The sequence below is a fragment of the Actinopolymorpha sp. B11F2 genome, from assembly GCF_040195635.1.
GTDB lineage: Bacteria > Actinomycetota > Actinomycetes > Propionibacteriales > Actinopolymorphaceae > Thermasporomyces.
In genome coordinates this window covers 233,300-251,990 of the sequence record NZ_JBEFTX010000004.1, presented here as the reverse complement: position 1 = coordinate 251,990, position 18,691 = coordinate 233,300, and the positions used below count along the sequence as shown (strand labels likewise).

Annotated in this window: 15 protein-coding genes; 7 read left to right on the top strand and 8 right to left on the bottom strand. The window is 69.5% G+C overall.

What is annotated here, in order from left to right; all coding sequences use genetic code 11:
• Positions 1-9: 9 nt before the first annotated feature.
• Positions 10-1,776 carry a sensor histidine kinase gene (locus tag ABN034_RS10035; protein ID WP_349690721.1) on the bottom strand — a complete coding sequence of 589 codons (1,767 nt, stop codon included), beginning with the start codon at positions 1,774-1,776 and terminating at the stop codon, positions 10-12.
• 169 nt (positions 1,777-1,945) lie between these two features.
• On the opposite strand from ABN034_RS10035, the gene ABN034_RS10030 reads away from it, so the two are divergent.
• The 3 genes from ABN034_RS10030 to ABN034_RS10020 all read left to right on the top strand — a co-directional run bounded on the left by ABN034_RS10030 (position 1,946) and on the right by ABN034_RS10020 (position 6,041).
• The gene (locus ABN034_RS10030) at positions 1,946-2,785 is read left to right on the top strand and encodes a universal stress protein (RefSeq protein WP_349690720.1); all 840 of its coding nucleotides are present in this window, start codon (positions 1,946-1,948) and stop codon (positions 2,783-2,785) included.
• 191 nt (positions 2,786-2,976) lie between these two features.
• A complete protein-coding gene (locus ABN034_RS10025; protein ID WP_349690719.1) occupies positions 2,977-4,608 on the top strand; it encodes an FAD-dependent oxidoreductase in 1,632 nt (543 codons plus the stop codon).
• Positions 4,608-6,041, top strand: a complete 1,434-nt coding sequence (locus ABN034_RS10020) for a cytochrome P450 (RefSeq protein WP_349690718.1) — start codon at positions 4,608-4,610, stop codon at positions 6,039-6,041. Before ABN034_RS10025 ends, ABN034_RS10020 begins: the two co-directional genes overlap by 1 nt.
• Positions 6,042-6,152: 111 nt before the next feature.
• Here ABN034_RS10020 and panB read toward each other — a convergent pair whose 3' ends face one another.
• Genes panB through panC form a run of 3 tightly spaced genes read right to left on the bottom strand, consistent with a single transcriptional unit; the run spans position 6,153 to position 9,315 of the window.
• Positions 6,153-7,043, bottom strand: a complete 891-nt coding sequence (gene panB, locus ABN034_RS10015) for a 3-methyl-2-oxobutanoate hydroxymethyltransferase (RefSeq protein ID WP_349690717.1) — start codon at positions 7,041-7,043, stop codon at positions 6,153-6,155.
• Positions 7,040-7,444 carry an aspartate 1-decarboxylase gene (gene panD / locus ABN034_RS10010; RefSeq protein ID WP_349690716.1) on the bottom strand — a complete coding sequence of 135 codons (405 nt, stop codon included), beginning with the start codon at positions 7,442-7,444 and terminating at the stop codon, positions 7,040-7,042. Before panD ends, panB begins: the two co-directional genes overlap by 4 nt.
• An 11-nt stretch (positions 7,445-7,455) precedes the next feature.
• Positions 7,456-9,315, bottom strand: a complete 1,860-nt coding sequence (gene panC, locus ABN034_RS10005) for a pantoate--beta-alanine ligase (RefSeq protein WP_349690715.1) — start codon at positions 9,313-9,315, stop codon at positions 7,456-7,458.
• 366 nt (positions 9,316-9,681) lie between these two features.
• Here panC and ABN034_RS10000 point away from each other — a divergent pair, with 366 nt between their 5' ends.
• Entirely contained in the window at positions 9,682-10,605 is a 924-nt protein-coding gene (locus ABN034_RS10000) for an SMP-30/gluconolactonase/LRE family protein (protein WP_349690714.1), read from the top strand.
• A 216-nt stretch (positions 10,606-10,821) separates the two neighbouring features.
• Positions 10,822-11,718, top strand: coding sequence for a slipin family protein (locus ABN034_RS09995; RefSeq protein WP_349690713.1), 897 nt, complete (start codon positions 10,822-10,824; stop codon positions 11,716-11,718).
• A 91-nt stretch (positions 11,719-11,809) separates the two neighbouring features.
• On the opposite strand, the gene ABN034_RS09990 is transcribed toward ABN034_RS09995, so the two are convergent.
• The 4 genes from ABN034_RS09990 to ABN034_RS09975 form a co-directional block, all read right to left on the bottom strand.
• Positions 11,810-12,661 (bottom strand): phytanoyl-CoA dioxygenase family protein, encoded by an 852-nt coding sequence (locus ABN034_RS09990; RefSeq protein ID WP_349690712.1) that lies wholly within the window; start codon positions 12,659-12,661, stop codon positions 11,810-11,812.
• A gap of 396 nt (positions 12,662-13,057) precedes the next feature.
• On the bottom strand, positions 13,058-13,714 hold the full coding sequence (locus ABN034_RS09985; RefSeq protein WP_349326184.1) for an MBL fold metallo-hydrolase: 657 nt from the start codon (positions 13,712-13,714) through the stop codon (positions 13,058-13,060).
• Positions 13,711-14,796, bottom strand: coding sequence for an S-(hydroxymethyl)mycothiol dehydrogenase (locus ABN034_RS09980; protein ID WP_349690711.1), 1,086 nt, complete (start codon positions 14,794-14,796; stop codon positions 13,711-13,713). Before ABN034_RS09980 ends, ABN034_RS09985 begins: the two co-directional genes overlap by 4 nt.
• 33 nt (positions 14,797-14,829) lie before the next feature.
• A complete protein-coding gene (locus ABN034_RS09975) occupies positions 14,830-16,530 on the bottom strand; it encodes an MDR family MFS transporter (protein WP_349690710.1) in 1,701 nt (566 codons plus the stop codon).
• A 209-nt stretch (positions 16,531-16,739) separates the two neighbouring features.
• Here ABN034_RS09975 and ABN034_RS09970 point away from each other — a divergent pair, with 209 nt between their 5' ends.
• Positions 16,740-17,543 carry an enoyl-CoA hydratase/isomerase family protein gene (locus ABN034_RS09970; RefSeq protein ID WP_349690709.1) on the top strand — a complete coding sequence of 268 codons (804 nt, stop codon included), beginning with the start codon at positions 16,740-16,742 and terminating at the stop codon, positions 17,541-17,543.
• A 10-nt stretch (positions 17,544-17,553) separates the two neighbouring features.
• Positions 17,554-18,537 (top strand): class I SAM-dependent methyltransferase, encoded by a 984-nt coding sequence (locus tag ABN034_RS09965; protein ID WP_349690708.1) that lies wholly within the window; start codon positions 17,554-17,556, stop codon positions 18,535-18,537.
• Positions 18,538-18,691: the final 154 nt, after the last annotated feature.

The following is an 18,691-nucleotide window of genomic DNA, read 5'->3' as shown; positions in this document are numbered from 1 at the left end:
CCCCGGGAGTCAGTCGAACGGTGCGCACCACTTGATCGTCGTGCGGCCGTCGTCGTCTGCGAATGTCTCGCACCTGCCCCCGAGGCGGCTCGCCTGCGCCGACAGTTCCGCGATCCGGGCGGCGCGGAAGCGTTCGGTCTGCGAATCGCCGGCAACGCCGTCATCTGTCACCGTGAGGCTGACTCCGCCGACGAGGTTGATCACGACCTCCACGTGGACCACCGCACGACGCTTGCCGGCAACGGTGAGGGCGTGACGGACCGCGAATATCAGCTCGTCGTGGAAAGCCTCGGGCAGGGAATCGACCAGCCCGTTCAACACGACACGTGGGGTGAAACCGAACAGATCCCGCGCCATGTCGAGCTCCGCCAGGAGTTGGTTCTGCAGGGGAGTGGGCGACTCGCGGCGCGGCTCATGGAGCTGGAAGATCGTCGACCGGATGTCGTTCGTCGTCTCGTCGAGCTCCTCGATGGCTCTCGCGATCCTGCGCTGGACCTCGGGCCGGGTACTGAGACCGTTGGCGCTGTGCAGACGGGTACCGACGGCGAAGAGGCGCTGGATCACGGCGTCGTGCAGATCGCGGGCGATCCGGTCGCGGTCCTCCAGGATCAGCAGGCGGGAGTTGTTGCGCTGGGCCTGGACCCGCTGGAGCGCAAGTGCGGCATGGCTGGCCCACATCTCCACCAGGGGGACCTCCTGGGCGGCCAGACGTTCGTTCGGCGAGTTGCGTTCCCAGCCGACATACAGCACGCCGAGGATCTCGTCGTTGGCGACGAGGGGCAGGACCATGCCGAGACCCACCACCGACAAGGGCTTACGCCAGTCAGGCGGGGGGTTGAACGCCTTTTCGGCCGGAAGGTCACGAGTGACAAGAGCTTTTCCTGACTCCATCACCATGGCCGGAATTCCGCGGATGTCAGTGCGGGTGCCGGTGGTGAACTCCAGCCCGAGACCGTCGGCCGCCTCGAGCACCATCGTTCCCGGGACAGCCGGGTCGAGCAGGATCAGGCTCCCGTAGCATGCGCCGGAGATCTCCCGCAGCTGCCTGGTCACCATGCGCAGGGCCTGGTCGCGGTTGACTTCGCCCAGCAGGAGATGGGTCATCTCCGATGCAGCCTGCAACCACTGTTGGCGCCGACGTTCACGCTCGAAGAGCCGGGCGTTCTGGATCGCGATTCCGGCGGCCGTGGCGAGGGCGAGAAGCGCTTCCTCGTCGTCGGGGGTCAACGACGTCGTGTCGTCGTCGCCGTCATGCCCACAGTCGCCGAGGTAGAGATGGCCGAATGTCTCGTCGCGCATGGCGATGGGAACGCCCAGAAGATCAGGGACCGCCGGATGGGGGCGAGGCAGCCCGGCGGCCGTGAAATGCTCCGGAACCTCGGCGATCCGGATCTCCCTTCCAGGCTTGAAGTCCCACCCCGGTACCTCGCGGAGTTCCGGCAGTTGAGAGATTTTCGCCCGATCCTCCGCAGTGGTACCGAAGGTAATGGTGTCGGTGATTTCCCGTTCAGGCGTAGCGAGAATGAGGACGCCGTATCGAGCACCGGCAAGCACGCACGCGGAATGCACGACACGTTCGAGAACCTGTGAAAGGTCCAGATCGGTTCCGACGGTGAGGATAGCGTCGATCAGTGTCTGGACCCGACGCTGGGGAGCCGGCATCCTCGGGTAGGCAGGATCATCGGGAGGGATCCTTTCCTGATCCACCCGGTCGTCGCGCAGAGCGCCCGGTTGCCCTGGAGTGGACATACCGGCCGCCTCCCCGGCCAGGGCCATGGAACCGATGGTAGGCGCCGAGGACGCCAAGACATAGCCGGCCACCGTCTCGCTCGCAGATTGTGCGGGATCGCGGAGAGTCGATGGACGTCCGTCGGCGGGACATTGGCCTCTGGGGGCGATCGTCGAGATCGGGAATCCTGGCGCAGAGCCGGGCGAGGAGGTTCTGATGACCGATCCATCGCGCCGTCGGGTTGTCGTGGGAGTCGACGGCAGTACGGAGAGCCGCACGGCATTGCGCCTCGCAGTCGACGAGGCGAGGTACCGGAACTGTCTGCTCCAGATCGTGCGTTCGGTCGAGATGTACGAAGAGAACCCCGAAAGCGAAGAACTCGACTCGGCGGTGGCTTTCGTCCGTGACGACCTGGGTTTCACGGAGGTGTCCGGCCTGGTCACCAGCGGGTTCCCGGCGATGGCCCTGCTGGAACAGGCGGCCGATGCCGAACTCGTGGTCGTGGGATCGCGGCCGCGGTCGGCAATCGCGTCCGTGGTACTCGGCTCGGTGGGATCGGCGGTGGCGACCCATGCGCCCTGCCCGGTCATCGTGGCCCGGACGTCGGGAGAGCGCGCCACGCCGGGAGCGCGGGTCGTGGTCGGAGTCGACGGCTCGGACGTGTCCGAACGGGCGGTGGACTTCGCATTCGGCGAAGCCTCCCACCGCGGGACCGGGCTGGTCGCCGTGCACTGCTGGCAGGTTGACCATCCGGCCGCAGCCCGGTGGGACGCGGAGGCGTTCGCGACACGGCGCAACGAGCACCTGAGGTGGATGTCGGAATCGCTTGCGGGCTTTCAGGACAAGTACCCGGAGGTGCAGGTGACGACGAGCCTGTTGGAGGGCCGGCCTGCGGTGCTGCTCACCGAACTCTCGCGCGGCGCCGGCCTCGTCGTGGTCGGCTCACGGGGCCGCGGCGGGCTGGTCGGGATGCTGCTCGGTTCGGTCAGCCAGAGCCTGCTCCACCATGCGTACTGCTCCATCGCCGTCGTACGCCCGGTGGTTCCCTCGTCCTGAAGTACCCCCGCCCCGCCCCTGCGTTCGGGGGAACGGTCTGGCAATCCTGAGGCGCTGGGCCGGAGGGACCGGTGACTCCGCCCGTGTTCACCCCCACCAGGTGATGGTTCGACCTGCCCGGCCGCAAAGTGTGGTCGCAGGGCCGGACGGCGAGTCCGGGCCGGGGAAGGCTCTCGGGAGAGGACAGCGCCATGCGGCTCGTCGTCGACCTCACCCGCTGTCAGGGGTACGCCCAGTGTGCGTTCCTCGCGCCGGACGTCTTCTCGATGCGTGGCAACGAGTCGTTGACCTACGACGCGGAACCCGACGATCGGCAGCGGGACCGAATCCTGCGTGCGGCGGCCGCGTGTCCGGTGCAGGCGATCGTGCTGGACCGGTTGGACGGTGGTGCCGCACCGGGCGGCACAGCTGCCGCGCCAACCCGGGCGCGGAGCACCTCGACGCGGCCGCGGGCCGAACGCATCGTCATCGTCGGCGCGTCTCTTGCCGGGTTGCGGGCCGCGGTGACGCTCCGCGCGGAGGGCTTCACCGGCACGCTGACGATGATTGGTGACGAGCGCCACGCACCCTACGATCGTCCGCCACTGTCGAAGCACGTCCTGACCGGCCGGGTCCCCGCGCAGCGGACCGGCCTGCCGCGGACCGAGGGGATCGACGCGCGGTGGATGCTCGGCAGCCCGGCCGCGCGCCTGGACATCGGGGCGAAGGAGGTCGTCCTCGCGGACGGTCGGCGGGTGGGCTACGACCGGGTACTGATCGCGACCGGCGTCCGCGCCCGGCCCTGGCCGAACCCGACAGAGGCGGCACTCGACGGTGTCTTCGTCCTGCGTACCCGCGACGACGCGACCGTGCTCCGGCGGCGCCTCGGCGCGGAACCTCGTCGGGTCCTCGTGATCGGCGCCGGCTTCACCGGCTCCGAGATCGCGTCGGACTGCTGTGATCTCGGCATTCCCGTCACCGTCGCCGAACGCGGACCGACCCCGCTGGTCGGCGCGCTCGGCGGCGTGATCGGCGCAACAGCGGCCAGGATGCAGCGCAAGCACGGCGTCGACCTGCGGTGTGGCGTCACCGTCACGGCCCTCGATGGCGATGCCGACGGCCGGCTGTGCAGGGCGAGGCTCTCCGACGGCAGTGTGCTCGACGTCGACGTGGCGGTAGCGGCACTCGGCGCCATCCGTAACGTGGAGTGGCTTCACGACTCAGGTCTCGCCGCCGGAGCGTGGGGCGTGGCCTGCGACGCCGGCTGCCGGGCGTTCGACGTCAACGGGCTGGTGACCGACGACGTGTTCGTCGCAGGTGACGTGGCACGCTTCCCGCACCCCGTCTACGACTACCAGCTGCTCGCCCTGGAGCACTGGGGCAACGCGGTCACCCAGGCCGAGGTCGCCGCGCACAACATGCACAGCGCCGAGACCGAACGCTGGCCGCACCTGTCGCTGCCGGTGTTCTGGTCCACGCAGTTCGGGATCGAGATCAAGTCGGTCGGCGTACCGACCTACGCCGACGAGCTGGTCATCACGCAGGGAGTGCTTGACGGCGGCGGCTTCGTCGCGGCGTACGGCTACCAGGGCCGCATCACCGCGGCGGTCAGTTTCGACCAGGCGAAGTGGCTGGACTTCTATGCGCGGCTGATCGAGCGGCGGGCGGCGTTCCCGCCGGACTTCCACGCGGTCGACCAGCCGGACACGCTGGCGCCTGTCTCCGCCGAGATCCCGGACCAGACGCTGCCCAGCCACGTCGCCACCGTGGTCGTCACCGGCCACCAGCCGAGCGACCGGCGGGCGACGCTGGTGCACGGCGGCGAACCGTCAGGGGGCGTGTGATGGAGCGGAGCGTCTTCGACCGGATCCTCGATCCCGCCAACCGGCCCGATCCCTACCGGTTGTACGCGGAGCTTCGCGAAATCCCGGTGCGCCGGGAGGCCGAGGGGACCTACGTCGTCAGTACGTACCGGGAGATCGTCGACCTGCTCCACGATCCTCGCGTCAGCTCGGACGAGCACGCCTCCCGCGGTGCGCCGGGATCGGCACGGGAGGACGAGCAGGTTCCGGGCGACGAACTGGCACCGGACGACGAGCTGACGGAACCGGAAGCCGGGACCGCCTCGGGACAGGACGACGAGCACCTGGCGAGCTTCATCCGCCACGATCCGCCCGAGCACGACCGGCTCCGCGGCCTGATGGCGCGGCACTTCGGCCCTCCCCACACTCCCCGGCGGATCGACGACATGGAGCCGGAACTCGTCGAGATCGTGACCGGCCTGGTCGACGACTTCCCGGCCGCGAGCGACGGCTCCGCCAGCAACCAGGTGGACCTGGTGGACGCGTTCGCCTATCCGTTCCCGGTCACGGTGATCTGCCGGTTGCTCGGCGTACCCACCGAGGACGAACCGAAGTTCCGCGTGTGGACCGCCGCGCTGCTGGAGTCCATCGGCCCGCGCGGTGGGGAGAGGGAGGCGCCCGACCTGCGGCGCAAACGGATCGAGGCGGTCGCGGAGCTGGAACGCTACCTCGGCGGGCTCGCCGACGTACGCCGCGACCGGCCGGGCGACGACCTCCTGTCCACGCTCGTCGTCGAGGAGGTCGAACGGGGCCGGATGACCCGCGCCGAGCTGCTCAGCAACGCCGCGCTGCTGCTCTTCGCCGGACACGAGACCACCGTGAACCTGATCGCGAACGGGATGCTCACGCTGCTCCGGCACCCCGACCTACTCCGGCGCCTGCGCAACGAACCCGACCTCGGGATCTGGGTCGTCGAGGAGCTGCTGCGCTACGAACCGCCCGTGCACTTCCTGCCCGAACGGGTCGCCCTCGCCGACATCGACGTCGGCGGTACGACGATCCCGGAAGGGGCGGCCATCACGTTGGCCCTCGCCGCAGGTAGCCGTGATCCCGCACACGTGCGGGACCCGGACCGCTTCGACCCGGACCGCTTCCATCCGGACCGGTACGGCGAGGACCGCGCAGGCACCGAACATCTCGGGTTCGGCGGCGGGATCCACTACTGCTTCGGTGCTCCGCTCGCCCGACTGGAAGCGCGGGTCGCGTTGACCGCGCTCGCCCGCCGGCTCGAGAACCCCCGCCTGGTCGCGGATCCGCCGCCGTACCGTCCGAACGCGGTCCTGCGTGGCCCGCGCCACCTCGAGGTGGCGTACGACCGGTTGCTCGCCGCGCAGCCGGCGGAACCGCGGCCAGGTGTTCCCCAAGCCCGCCGACCGGTCGAGGAGGCCGCCGACCAGGCGGCGCGTCCCCGTTGAGGGTGTCAGCCCTCCGCATGAGGGGGCCCTTCATGCGAGGCGGCTCCGCGTGAGGGGCGCCCTCATGCACAACGACGGCGCGCCTGCGAGCGCAGGGACCTCGCCACCAGGTCAGCCCGGGGCGGACCGGGCCCACGGCAGTGGCGGCCGCCCGTCGAGCAGGCGGCGGAGCTCGGCACTCTCGTCCGGATCGATCGGGTACCCGTGCTCGGGACCGGGGAACACCCGCCCCCGGACGTCGGCGGCATAGGCGGCCACGCCCGTGGTCATCGCCTCACGCACCTCGGCGTACCGCTTCACGAACTTCGGCGTGTGCCCGGTCGAGATCCCCAGCAGGTCGTGGAAGACCAGCACCTGGCCGTCGGTGGCTGGCCCCGCGCCGATCCCGATGACAGGGACGTCCACCTGCTCCATCAGGATCTCCGTCACCGCCGACGGGATCGCCTCGAAGACCAGGGCGAAACACCCGGCGTCGGCCAGCGCCCGAGCCTCCGCCGCGATCCGCGCCGCACTCGCCGCCGTCCGCCCCTGCGCCTTGAACCCGCCGAGCAGCCCGACCGTCTGAGGCGTGAGGCCGACGTGGCCCATCACCGGAATCCCGGCACGGACGATCGCGCGGGCCCGGTCGACCGACGTACCACCGCGTTCGATCTTCACCGCGTCGCAGCCGGCCTCCTTGACGAGCCGCTGAGCATTCTCGATCGCCTGCTCGTCGGAGCGTTCGTACGAACCGAACGGCAGGTCGCCGACCAGCAACGGAACCGTGAGCCCCCGCCGCACGGCCGCCGCGAGGACGAGCATCTCCGTCATCCCCACCGGCACGGTCGAGTCGTGGCCGAGCACCACCATCGCGGCCGAGTCGCCGACGAGCACCACGTCGACGCCGGCCTTCTCCACGACCTGCGCCGACGGATGGTCGTACGCCGTCACCATGACGATCGGCTCGCCGGCCGCCTTCATCTCGGCGAGCCGGGGAATGGTCACGCGAGTTCGGGCGGTCATCGCGGATCACCTGCCTGCGAGGCAAGGGGCGAGCCCAGGAGCGCCCCGGGATCGGAGTCCACCCGGGCGATCGTGTTGGCGGCATCGACGTGGACCACGACGGGCTCGTGAGCCCAGACCTCGTCGGAGGAGAAGCTCCCGAACGACGCCACGATCACCCGGTGCCCGATCTCCACGAGACTCGCGGCGGCGCCGTTGACCTGCACCGTGCCAGAGCCCGCGGGACCGGCGATCACGTACGTGACGAACCGGGCGGCGTTGTCGACGTCCCAGACGTGGACCTGTTCGTGGGGGAGCAGGTCCGCCGCCGCCATCAGATCGGCGTCGATGGTGATGCTGCCCACGTAGTCGACGTCGCATCCGGTGACAGTCGCCCGGTGGATCTTGGACTTCAACAGCATGCGGTGCATCGTCAGTCCTCCGCTTCGTTCGGGCCGGTATCGGTGGTGCTTGACGTGGTGGTGGTCTCGGAGAGGGTGATCACGGTGTTGTCGATGAGCCGCGCCCGTCCGACCCGGGCGGCGACCGCGACGAGCACCGGTCGTACGCCGAACTTCGCTGCCGCCGTGAGGTCCTCGGCGTCGCGGGCCTCGAGGTACTCCGGCTCGACGCCCGCGTCGGCGAGGATCTTCCGGCCAAGGGCGAGCGCCGGTTCGGTCGCCCTCTCACCCGCCAACGCCAGGTCGCGGATCGCCGTGAGGGCCCGGTTCAACGCGAGCGCCCGGGTCCGCTCGGCGGGGTCGAGATAGACGTTGCGCGAGCTCATCGCGAGGCCGTCGGGCTCCCGTACGGTCGGTACGACGACGATCTGCACGCCGAACTCCAGGTCGCGCACCATCCGGCGGATGACCACCGCCTGCTGGGCGTCCTTCTGGCCGAAGAACGCGACGTCCGGCCCGACCGCGTTGAGCAGCTTGGCGACGACGGTCGTCACACCTCGGAAGTGCCCAGGACCGCGCCGGCCCGGAGCGCCGCACAGCACCTCGGTGAGGCCACCACCGACCTCGACCGTCGTGGCGTACCCGTCCGGATAGACGTGCGCGGCATCCGGCGCGTAGACGACATCGGCACCCGCCTCGCCGGCCAGGCGTACGTCCCGTTCCTCGTTCCGCGGATAGCCGGCGAGGTCCTCGCCCGCAGCGAACTGCGTCGGGTTGACGAACAAACTCATCACCACCACGTCACACCGCGCTCGGGCGGTCCGCAGCAGGGTGAGATGACCTTCGTGCAGGGCGCCCATCGTCGGCACGAGCCCGATCGTGTGGCCCTCCCGGCGCGCCGACGCCAGCGCGGTGCGGAGTTCCTCGCGGGTACGGATGATGCGGGGGGTGCTCATCTGGGTACCTCCAGCGGAGTCAGGTCGAAGGCCGCCCAGGCGACCTGCGGTCGGTGCCGGCGCGCGGTCGGCGAGGGCCCGGGTGTGCGTGGTGAGCAGGTCGTAGAGCGGCCGGAGGTCTGGTGCGTGGGCCTGGAGTGCCTCGACGTGCCGCGCCACAGTGGTGTTGTCGCCGCGGGCGACGGGCCCGGTGAGGGCAGCGCCGCCGGACTCCGACCAGTTGGCGGCCGTCTGTCGTACGAGCGGTGCGAGAGTCGCCCGCGCGTCCGCCACGCCGGCACGGGCCAGCAGGTCCGCCGCCGCCTCCTCGAGGGTGACGAGGAAGTTCGACGCCATGACGGCCGCGGCGTGGTAGAGGGCACGATGCTCCTCGGCGACCGCGAACGGCCGCATCCCGAGCCGGCGGGCCAGGTCCTCGGCCACCGCCGCCGCGGCCTCGGTCGCGCCGGCGACCGCGCACGGAACGCCGGTGAGGTCGGCCTCCGCCCGCGGGATCGTCTGCAGGGGGTGGAGCGAGAACGCCTGTACGCCCCCGACCGCGGCGAGGACATCGAGGCCGGACGCACCACTGACATGCCCGACGTACGCCGGTCGGCGGGGCGCGGGCTGGGCGGTGGACGCGGGCTGGGCGCACGTTGGCGGACCGGCGCCTGGTTGGGAGGCCTCCGTTTGGGTGGAACCTGCCTGGATGGCGGCTGCGAGCGCGCGGGCGAGGTCTGGAATCGCCCGATCCGGCACGCAGATCAGGACGATCTCCGCTGCCGCCGCCTCGTGGAGGCGATCGCGTCCTGCGACGCCGACCTCGAGCCCGGCGGACCGGGCGGCATGAACGACAGAACCGCCGACCCGGCCGTTGCCGATCACGACAATCCGGCCAAACTCGGACGAGGCGCGGGCCAGCGCCCGCGCGTCTCGGTCCCGTTCCAGTTCTCGCATCGGAGATACCAGACGGCTTTCGGTATGGGGCCCCGTCAGGGCCATACGGTGTGGCTACCCTCACGGCGGCGAGGGCATGCCGGTGTGCCGCCTGCGCGGCACCGTCCGCGCCTGGTTCGCCAGGTCGCGGCGCACCGAAATTATAGGCGTCCGGCGGACCACCTCCCGAGTTTCGTCCCTGACACCCGCTGGAGGTGATCAGCCCGACCTCCGGAGGGCCGGTCACCACCGAGCGCCGAGTTCTCGCGCCCGGCGAGCCTGGATCGGCCGTCGTACCCTCTCGCGCCGGAAAGGTAGGGCCCGCTAGCGTCCGTGACGGTGCCTTTTGTCCCGCGTGGGTGCCCCGTCCGAGCTGGAGGTTTTTGCATGTCCGACGCGTCCCCGACCTTCGAGATCCTCGATGAACGTTTCGCCTCATGCGTCAAGACCAGTGCCCGACTCGAGAAGCTCTACGAAGGGTGCCGGTGGGCGGAGGGACCGGCCTACTTCGCGGCGGGACGCTACCTCGTCTGGAGCGACATTCCGAACGACCGCCAACTCCGGTGGGACGAGACCAGCGGCAAGGTCGGCGTCTTCCGCGCGCCGGCGGGGTTCTCCAACGGCAACACGGTCGACCGTCAAGGCCGCCTTGTCAGCTGCGAACACGGCAACCGGCGCGTCACCCGGACCGAGCACGACGGATCGGTCACCGTCCTGGCGGACACGTTCGAGGGCAAGCGGTTCAACAGCCCCAACGACGTCGTGGTCCGTTCCGATGACTCGGTGTGGTTCACCGATCCGGCGTACGGCCTCGACAGCGACTACGAGGGCCACCGGGCGGAGAGCGAGATCGGCGCCTGCCATGTCTACCGGTGGGATCCCGCGACGGGGGAGGTGCGGATCGTCGCCGACGACTTCGTACGCCCGAACGGGCTGGCCTTCTCGGTGGACGAGCGGCGCCTCTACATCTCCGACACCGGTGCCACGCACGCGGCCGACGGGCCGCGACACATGCGCGCGTTCGACGTCTCCGACGATGGTGCGTCGCTGTCGGGAGGTGACGTCTTCGCGGTGTGTACGGAGGGCCTCTTCGACGGGTTCCGGCTCGACGACGGCGGCCGCATCTGGGCGAGCGCGGGTGACGGGGTGCACTGCTACGACCCGGACGGCACCCTGATCGGCAAGGTGCTGGTGCCCGAGACCGTCGCCAACGTGGAGTTCGGCGGCCCACGGTGCAACCGGCTCTTCATCTGCGCCACGACGTCGCTCTACGCCGTCCTCCTCCCGGTCAACGGCGCCCCACGCCTCTAGCCTCGTCTCCCCAGGAGCTGAGTTCGCCGACGCCGCCGGCCACTGCAGGAGCGCCAGCGGTTTTCCCGTGAGCGTCCGGGCGGAGTCCGGCTGCTTCTCCGCACGCAATGCGGTGATTGCCGCGAAAGTACCTGCGGCAGAGCGCCAGAGCGCCGGCGCTTTCGAACCCGGGCATAGGCTGGGGGGTGGAGGCAGGTTGCTGACGAGGAGGTCAGCATGGCGCTCGCGATCGTCCTCACGGTCTTGGCGCTCGTCGTGGTCGGGCTCGCGGCCAGCGTCCGCGTCGTACGCCAGATCGAGCGAGGCGTGGTGTTTCGTCTCGGCCGGGTCCAGGACCACCTGCGAACCCCTGGGGTGACGGCGATCATTCCGGTGGTGGACCGGCTGCACAAGATCAACATCCAGGTCGTGACGATGCCAGTGCCGGCCCAGGAAGGCATCACTCGCGACAACGTGACCGTGCGAGTCGACGCGGTGGTCTACTTCCGCGTCGTGGACCCGATCCGGGCCTGCGTCGAGGTGCAGGACTACACGTTTGCGGTGGCTCAGGTCGCGCAGACCTCGCTGCGTTCGATCATCGGCAAGAGCGAGCTCGACGACCTGCTGTGCAACCGTGAGCGGCTCAACGAAGGGCTCGCGCTGATGATCGACAGCCCGGCCGTCGGGTGGGGCGTCTCGATCGACCGGGTGGAGATCAAGGACGTCGCCCTGCCGGAGACGATGAAGCGGTCGATGTCACGCCAGGCAGAGGCCGAGCGCGAGCGGCGGTCGCGGATCATCACCGCCGATGGGGAGTTCCAGGCTTCGAAGAAGCTTTCGGCGGCCGCGGGCGCGATGTCGGACACGCCGGCCGCGCTCCAACTACGACTGCTCCAGACGATCGTGGAAGTCGCAGCGGAGAAGAACTCCACCGTGGTCCTGCCGTTCCCGGTGGAACTCCTGCGTTTCCTCGACAAGGGAGCGGGCGGTCTCGTCGAGCAACGGTCCAAGGGGGCTGACGCCACGACGCACGCGCTCGAGAAGGGCGTCCGTGTGCCCCGACCGTCGCAGGAGCGAGCACCGACGACGGACGCCGTGACGGAGCCGGCGCCACCCTCTCGAGGGATTGGTTGAGGGTGCCCTCTTACGAGCGCCCGTTGGTTGAGGGGCACCAAGGGGCACCCTCAACCAGAACGCCGGGACACCGGTACTCCCGACCGCACTCCTACCAGGGATCGGCGCCGAGCAGCCTGCGTCCGAGTGACGTGAGCGGTGCGGGTTGCGTACGTGTCTCCTCGATCCGGCGCGGGTCGCCGGGGAACGGTGACCCGCCTTCGGTCGGTGCCCGGTTCTCCCGCCACACGGTGACACGGTGGTCGCGGTAGTCCTCCTTCTCGCCGTCCGCGGGTGCGGGACCCATCGAGATGTACTGTGCGAGCCGCGGTCGGTCGGACGTGTTGTGCCCGTTTCCGTGCGGTAGCAGGTTGGTCCAGATCACCATGTCCCCGGCACTCAACGGGATCTTGGTGACCTCGTAGCCGGAGAGGTCCGGCACCCGCGAGCCGTCCTTCGGTGGATGGCGTTCGAGGTAGCCGGCGAGATCCTGGTAGATCTCCGGTACGCACTGGAAGCCACCCATCGACTCGTCCGTGTCGACGAGCGCCAGCACGCCCTGCACCCGGAACGGCACGTCGGGGTACGCCGCGATGTCGGCATCCCAGTGGATGAATCCCTTGTGGTCGTAGTCGGGATGGTCCGGATGCACTGGCGGCTTGAGGTTGGCCCGGTCGAGACTCACCCACAGCCGCTCGGTGCCGAAGATCTCTGCGAAGACCGCGTGGACCCGTTCGTGCTGGCGCGTGTTCCACATCGAGGCGTAGTGGTACATCTCGATCATGCCGGTGGGGGCGACGATGCCCTTTGCGTACCACGACTCCGGGTCGTCGGGCCGTGCCCCTGTGTGCCGCCAGATGTCGGCGACGACTGCCTCCGTCGCCGCGCGCGGTACGACGCCTTGGACGACGACATAGCCCTGCGACTCGATCGTGGTCCGCAGGTCGGTGCTGAGCTGGCTCATGCGCACTCCTCGGCTGGCGCGTTCCCTCTGCGCCTTCCGAGTCTGGCAATGCCCGTACGTCGTCGCCATCGGCCGGCGCACGGGCGGCCGCCTTCGGCCGCGCAAGGGAAAGCTGAGGCGCTTCTGCAACTGAGGCGCTTCTGGCACCTGTGGAAGTCCGGGGGAGTAGCGCGCCTATCGCAAAGACAGCCCACCCGGGATAGCTGCCGCGGTGGGCGCCTGCAGACAATGACCACGTTGGGTATGCCTGTGGTACCTGGAACATGCATAGACGCCCGGCACAGGTCCACAGGCATACCCAACGTGGTCATTTGCGGCGCAGGCCGGCAGCAGCGCGCGTTGGTCTCAGCCCGGCGGGGCCGGCCCGCCTGTCACCAGCCGCGGCCGGCCCGCCTGTCACCAGCCGCGGGCGATCCACTCCTGCAGGTGCGGGATCTCCGACCCGACCGTCGTCGTGTCACCGTGCCCGGTGTAGACGACCGTCTCCAGCGGCAGCGTGAAGAGTCGGTCGCGGATCGACGCGATGATCGTCTCGAAGTCGGAGTACGAACGACCGGTCGCACCGGGTCCGCCGGCGAACAGCGTGTCACCGGTGAACACCGCGTCGAGGTCACGTGCCCGCAGGCTGACACTGCCGGGGGAGTGGCCGGGGGTGTGGAGGGCGCGGATCTCGACACCGGCGACGGTGAACCGCTGGTCGTCGGAGAGCTCGCCGCCGGGTGCCATGTCGGGATAGACGGTGTCCCACAGCATCCGGTCGCCCGGGTGCAGCCAGATCGGCGCCTTCGTGGCGTCCCAGAGATCCCCGGCGGCGCTGATGTGGTCGTTGTGTCCGTGCGTACACACGATGGCGGTCACGTCGCGGTCGCCGACCGCGGCGAGGATGGCCGGAGCGTCGTGGGCGGGGTCGACGACCAGCACCTCGCTGTCGTCGCCGACCAGCCAGACGTTGTTGTCGACCTCCCAGGTGCCGCCGTCGAGGCTGAAGGTCCCCGACGTGACCACCCGATCGATGCGCGCCCCGCCGGCGCCGGAGATGCTGGGCGTGCTCACTTGATCACCACCACGGAACGCAGGACCTCTCCGGCGTGCATCTTGTCGAAGGCCGCTTCCACCGCGTCGATACCGATCTCCTCGCTCACGAAGGCGTCCAGGGGGAGCCGTCCCTGACGGTACAGGTCGATGAGCATGGGGAAGTCGCGGGAGGGCAGGCAGTCGCCGTACCACGACGACTTGAGCGCGCCGCCCCGGCCGAAGACGTCGAGGAAGGGGAGTTCGATCGTCATTTCCGGGGTCGGTACGCCGACCAGGACGACGGTGCCGGCCAGGTCCCGGGCGTAGAACGCCTGCTTGTAGGTCTCGGGCAGGCCGATCGCCTCGATGGCGAGGTCGACGCCGTTTCCGCCGGTGAGCTCGCGGATCCGCTCGACCGCATCCTCCTGCCGACCGTTGACGGTGTGCGTGGCGCCGAGCCCCTTGGCCCACGCGAGCTTGCGGTCGTCGACGTCGACCGCGATCACCGTGGTAGCTCCACCGAGGACAGCACCGGCGATCGCCGCGTCGCCCACGCCTCCGCAGCCGAAGACGGCCACCGAGTCGCCGCGCTGGACGCCGCCGGTGTTGAGGGCGGCGCCGAGGCCGGCCATGACCCCGCAGCCGAGCAGCCCCGCGACGGTAGCCGGCGTCTGCGGGTCGACCTTGGTGCACTGGCCGGCGGCCACCAGCGTCTTCTCGGCGAAGGCGCCGATGCCGAGGGCCGGCGAGAGCGGGGTACCGTCGGCGAGGGTCATCTTCTGGGTGGCGTTGTGGGTGGCGAAGCAGTACCACGGCCGGCCGCGGCGGCAGGCCCGGCACTGGCCGCAGACGGCCCGCCAGTTCAGGATCACGAAGTCGCCAGGGGCGACGTCGGCCACGTCGTCACCGACCGACTCGACGATCCCGGCCGCCTCGTGCCCGAGCAGGTAGGGGTAGTCGTCGCCGATGCCGCCCTGCTTGTAGTGCAGGTCGGTGTGGCAGACCCCGCACGCCTGGATGCGAACCAGCGCCTCGCCTGGGCCCGGGTCAGGCACGTGGATGGTCTCCAGGGTGACAGGGGCGTCCTTCGCTCGGGAGATGACAGCGGTGACCTCGGGCATGGGGGCACTCCTTCGGGCCTCGGGCCGGCGACGTTACTCGTGCTCGGGTGGGATCCTTCCAGCATTGGGCCGCGCGTGGGAAGGGTGGTGTCGACACTCCGAGATCGCTCCGCCACCGGGGGTCTCCACGCCACCGGAAAGGTCCACCGCTGCGGGCACTCTTCCCCGCAGCGGCACCTCCTTCACCGCGAGGAGGGCGAAGAACGCCAGCAGCACAAGGGGTACGGCGAGCAGATAGATCCGGTCCAACCCGAGCGTGAACCCCTCCCGGATCGCCGTACGCAGCGGTTCGGGCAGGGCACCGATCTCGGCAGGTGTACCCAGGTGCGAGGACAGGGAGTCCTCGGAGGGCGCCCGGGCACCACGCCTGGCCAGGACCTCGGGAATCGACGCGGTGACGCCCGAGGTCAGGATCGCGCCGAACAACGCCACTCCGACGGCACCTCCCATGGAGCGGAAGAACGTCGACGACGACGTGGCGATGCCCAGGTCGCGGACCTCGGAGGTGTTCTGGACGGCGAGAACGAGCACCTGCATCGTCAGGCCGAGCCCACAACCGAAGACGGCCATGTAGGCGCAGACGGCCACCAGGTCGGTGTCCGCGCGCAGGGTCGACAGCAGGGCCGACCCGGTGGCGACGAGGAGCAGCCCGACCAGCGGGAAGACCTTCCAGCGCCCCCACCGGGTGATCGCGCGGCCGCACACCATCGACACCGACAGCATGCAGATCACCAGCGGAATGGTGAGCAGGCCCGAGACGGTGGGGCTCTTCCCGCGTACGACCTGGAGGTACTGCGGAAGGTAGATCATCGCGCCGAACATGGCGACCCCCACGAAGAACGCCGCGATCCCGGTGAGGCAGAACGTCGGACTGCGGAACAGCCGCGGCGGCAGGATCGGCTCGGTCGCCCGTCGCTCGACGAGCACCGCAAGGACCAGGCTCACCAGGCTCACCAGCACCAGCGCGGCGGACCATGGCGAGACCCAGGCGAACTCCTGTCCGGCAAGGGAGAGCAGCAACAGCAGTGCCGACGCCGACGCCGTGATGAACGTCGCGCCGAGCCAGTCGATCCGGGTTTTCCTTCGTACGAACGAAAGATGCAGGGTCTTCTGCAGCACCATGGAGGCGACGACGGCGATCGGGATACCGACGTAGAAGCACCAGCGCCAGCCCGGACCGTCGACGAGGAACCCGCCGATGAGTGGACCGGCCACGGTGGCGACGCCGAACGACGCTCCGAGATACCCGGCGTAGCGGCCGCGTTCTCGAGGGCTCACGATGTCGGCCATGATCGTCTGCGACAGGGCGATCACGCCGCCCATGCCCACGCCCTGTGCGGCGCGGGCGGCGATGAGTTCGCCCATCGTCTGCGAGAGGCCGGCGAAGAGCGAGGTCACGACGAAGACCGCGATCGCGATCTGCATCAGCGGCTTGCGACCGTAGAGGTCGGAAACCTTGCCCCACAAGGGGGTTGAGACAGTCGTGGTGAGAAGTGTGGCGCTCGCGACCCAGGCGAGTTGGTCCTGGCCGCCGAGATCGCCGACGATCGTGGGGAGGGCGGTGCCGACGACGGTCGCTGAAAGCGAGGTGACGAAGAGGCACAGCAGAAGGGCCCAGACGATCTCGATGATCTGCTTGTGGCTGAACGAAGGCCGTTCAGTGCTTTGTGGAGTTGTGCCAGATGTAGTTGTGGTCGGCGGTTCTGACGCAGGTTGTGAGCCGGTCGCGCTCATCCGGTGGTCAACGCTCCTGTCGTGAGGCGAAAGCGATCTGGCCCACCCAAGAATATACTTGCCACATACAACTGTCTCGTCTCGTACCGTTGCTGGCCTCGCGCAGGAACACGGCTCGGCGGATGGTCCGCGAAATGGACAATGCGTCCGCCGCGGGAGCTAGGCTCGCCGCGATGCCGGATCCGGACAACGAGAGGAAGGCTTCGCGCGTGGACGCATTTGTACGCCTGCAGGTCGACAACGGCATCGGCACGATCAGGTTGGATCGACCGCCGATGAACGCGCTCGACACGGCGATGCAGGAACAGATCCGGGCGGCCGCTGTCGAAGCCACCGGGCGTGCCGACGTCGCCGCGGTCGTCCTCTATGGAGGTGAGAAGGTGTTCGCCGCGGGGGCGGACATCAAAGAGATGATCGACATGTCCTACTCCGACATGGCGATCCGGTCCCACGGGCTCACGTCGTCGTTCGACGCGGTGGCGCGGATTCCGAAGCCGGTCGTGGCAGCGATCAACGGCTACGCACTCGGCGGTGGCTGTGAGCTTGCTCTCACCGCGGACCGCCGGGTGGCGGCGAGCACGGCCAAGCTCGGCCAGCCTGAGATCAAGCTCGGCATCATTCCGGGCGCGGGCGGCACCCAGCGACTTGCCCGCCTGGTGGGACCGGCGAAAGCGAAGGACCTGATCTTCACCGGGCGTCTCATCGACGCTCAGCACGCTCACGCGATCGGGTTGGTCGACGAGGTGGTCGAGACCGATCCAGCTGCCGAACCCGATACGGCGGGCGCGTCCGTCTACGCCGCCGCGCGGGCATGGGCAGCCCAGTTCGTCGGCGGGCCGGCGCAGGCGTTGCGGGCGGCCAAGGCCGCGATCGACCATGGCCTCGACGTCGACCTCGCCACCGGCCTCGAGATCGAACGTCAGAACTTCGCCGCGCTCTTCGCGACCGAGGACCGCCGGATCGGCATGTCGGCGTTCGTGGAGAAGTCCACACCGACCTTCACCGGACGCTGAGGAGGACCCGATGGCACGCTCCGAGCACTCGAGGTCCACGGGCGGTCCCACGCCCAATCCCCACCCCAACGCCAGCGCCGAAGAGGTCGAGGCCGCCTGGGGCGATCCCAAGCTGGCCAACGTCCTCTATCACGACTGGGAGGCGCAGACCTACGACGACAAGTGGTCGATCTCGTTCGACGAACGCTGCATCAGCTATGCCCGCGACCGGTTCGTCGCCGTGGCGGGTGCGGCCGGCTGGCCCTACGCGACGTCGCTCGAGGTCGGCTGCGGCACCGGGTTCTTCACGCTGAACCTCAAGCAGGCAGGCGTTCTGGACGCTGCCCACGTCACGGACCTCTCGCCGGGCATGGTCGAGGCGACCAAGCGCAACGCCCGCCGGCTTGGCTTCGAGGTCGAGGGCCGGGTCGCCGACGCCGAGGGTCTGCCCTACCCCGACGAGACGTTCGACCTCGTGATCGGGCACGCGGTCATCCACCACATCCCCGACGTCGAGGAGGCGTTCCGCGAGATGCTGCGGGTCCTCAAGCCGGAGGGCCGGTTCGTGATCTGCGGAGAGCCGACCCGGTACGGCGACCGCATCGCCCGCAAGCTGTCCCAGGCCACCTGGTGGGCGGCGACACGGGTGACCCGGCTGCCGGCCCTGCGCGAGACGTGGGCGCGGCCCCAGGAGGAACTCGACGAGTCCTCCCGGGCCGCCGCGTTGGAGGCGGTCGTCGATCTGCACACCTTCGATCCCGACACCCTCGCGCGGATGGCCGCGCGGGCGGGCGCGGTGGACGTGCATACCGTCACCGACGAGCTGACCGCGGCATGGTTCGGCTGGCCGGTCCGCACCTTCGAGCACGCGGTCAAACCGGGGCGCCTGGGGTGGGGCTGGGCCAGGTTCGCGTACCGCGGCTGGCAACGTCTCTGCGCCGTCGACAGGTGGTTGAAGCCGGTCGTGCCGGACGAGCTGTACTACAACGTCTCGATCACCGGCGTACGACCTTAACGGAAGATTCCAGCTGTTAGCGGACAAACAGGGACCATGGTCACAGGGCGCTCACCCGTGGTACCGTCCTCGGCGGTCGTTCGTCGTTTCGACAAGACGTACGTCGAAGTGTGCAATGTGCGCCGGTGACAGCCTCCTGTGGCCGGCCGCGTCA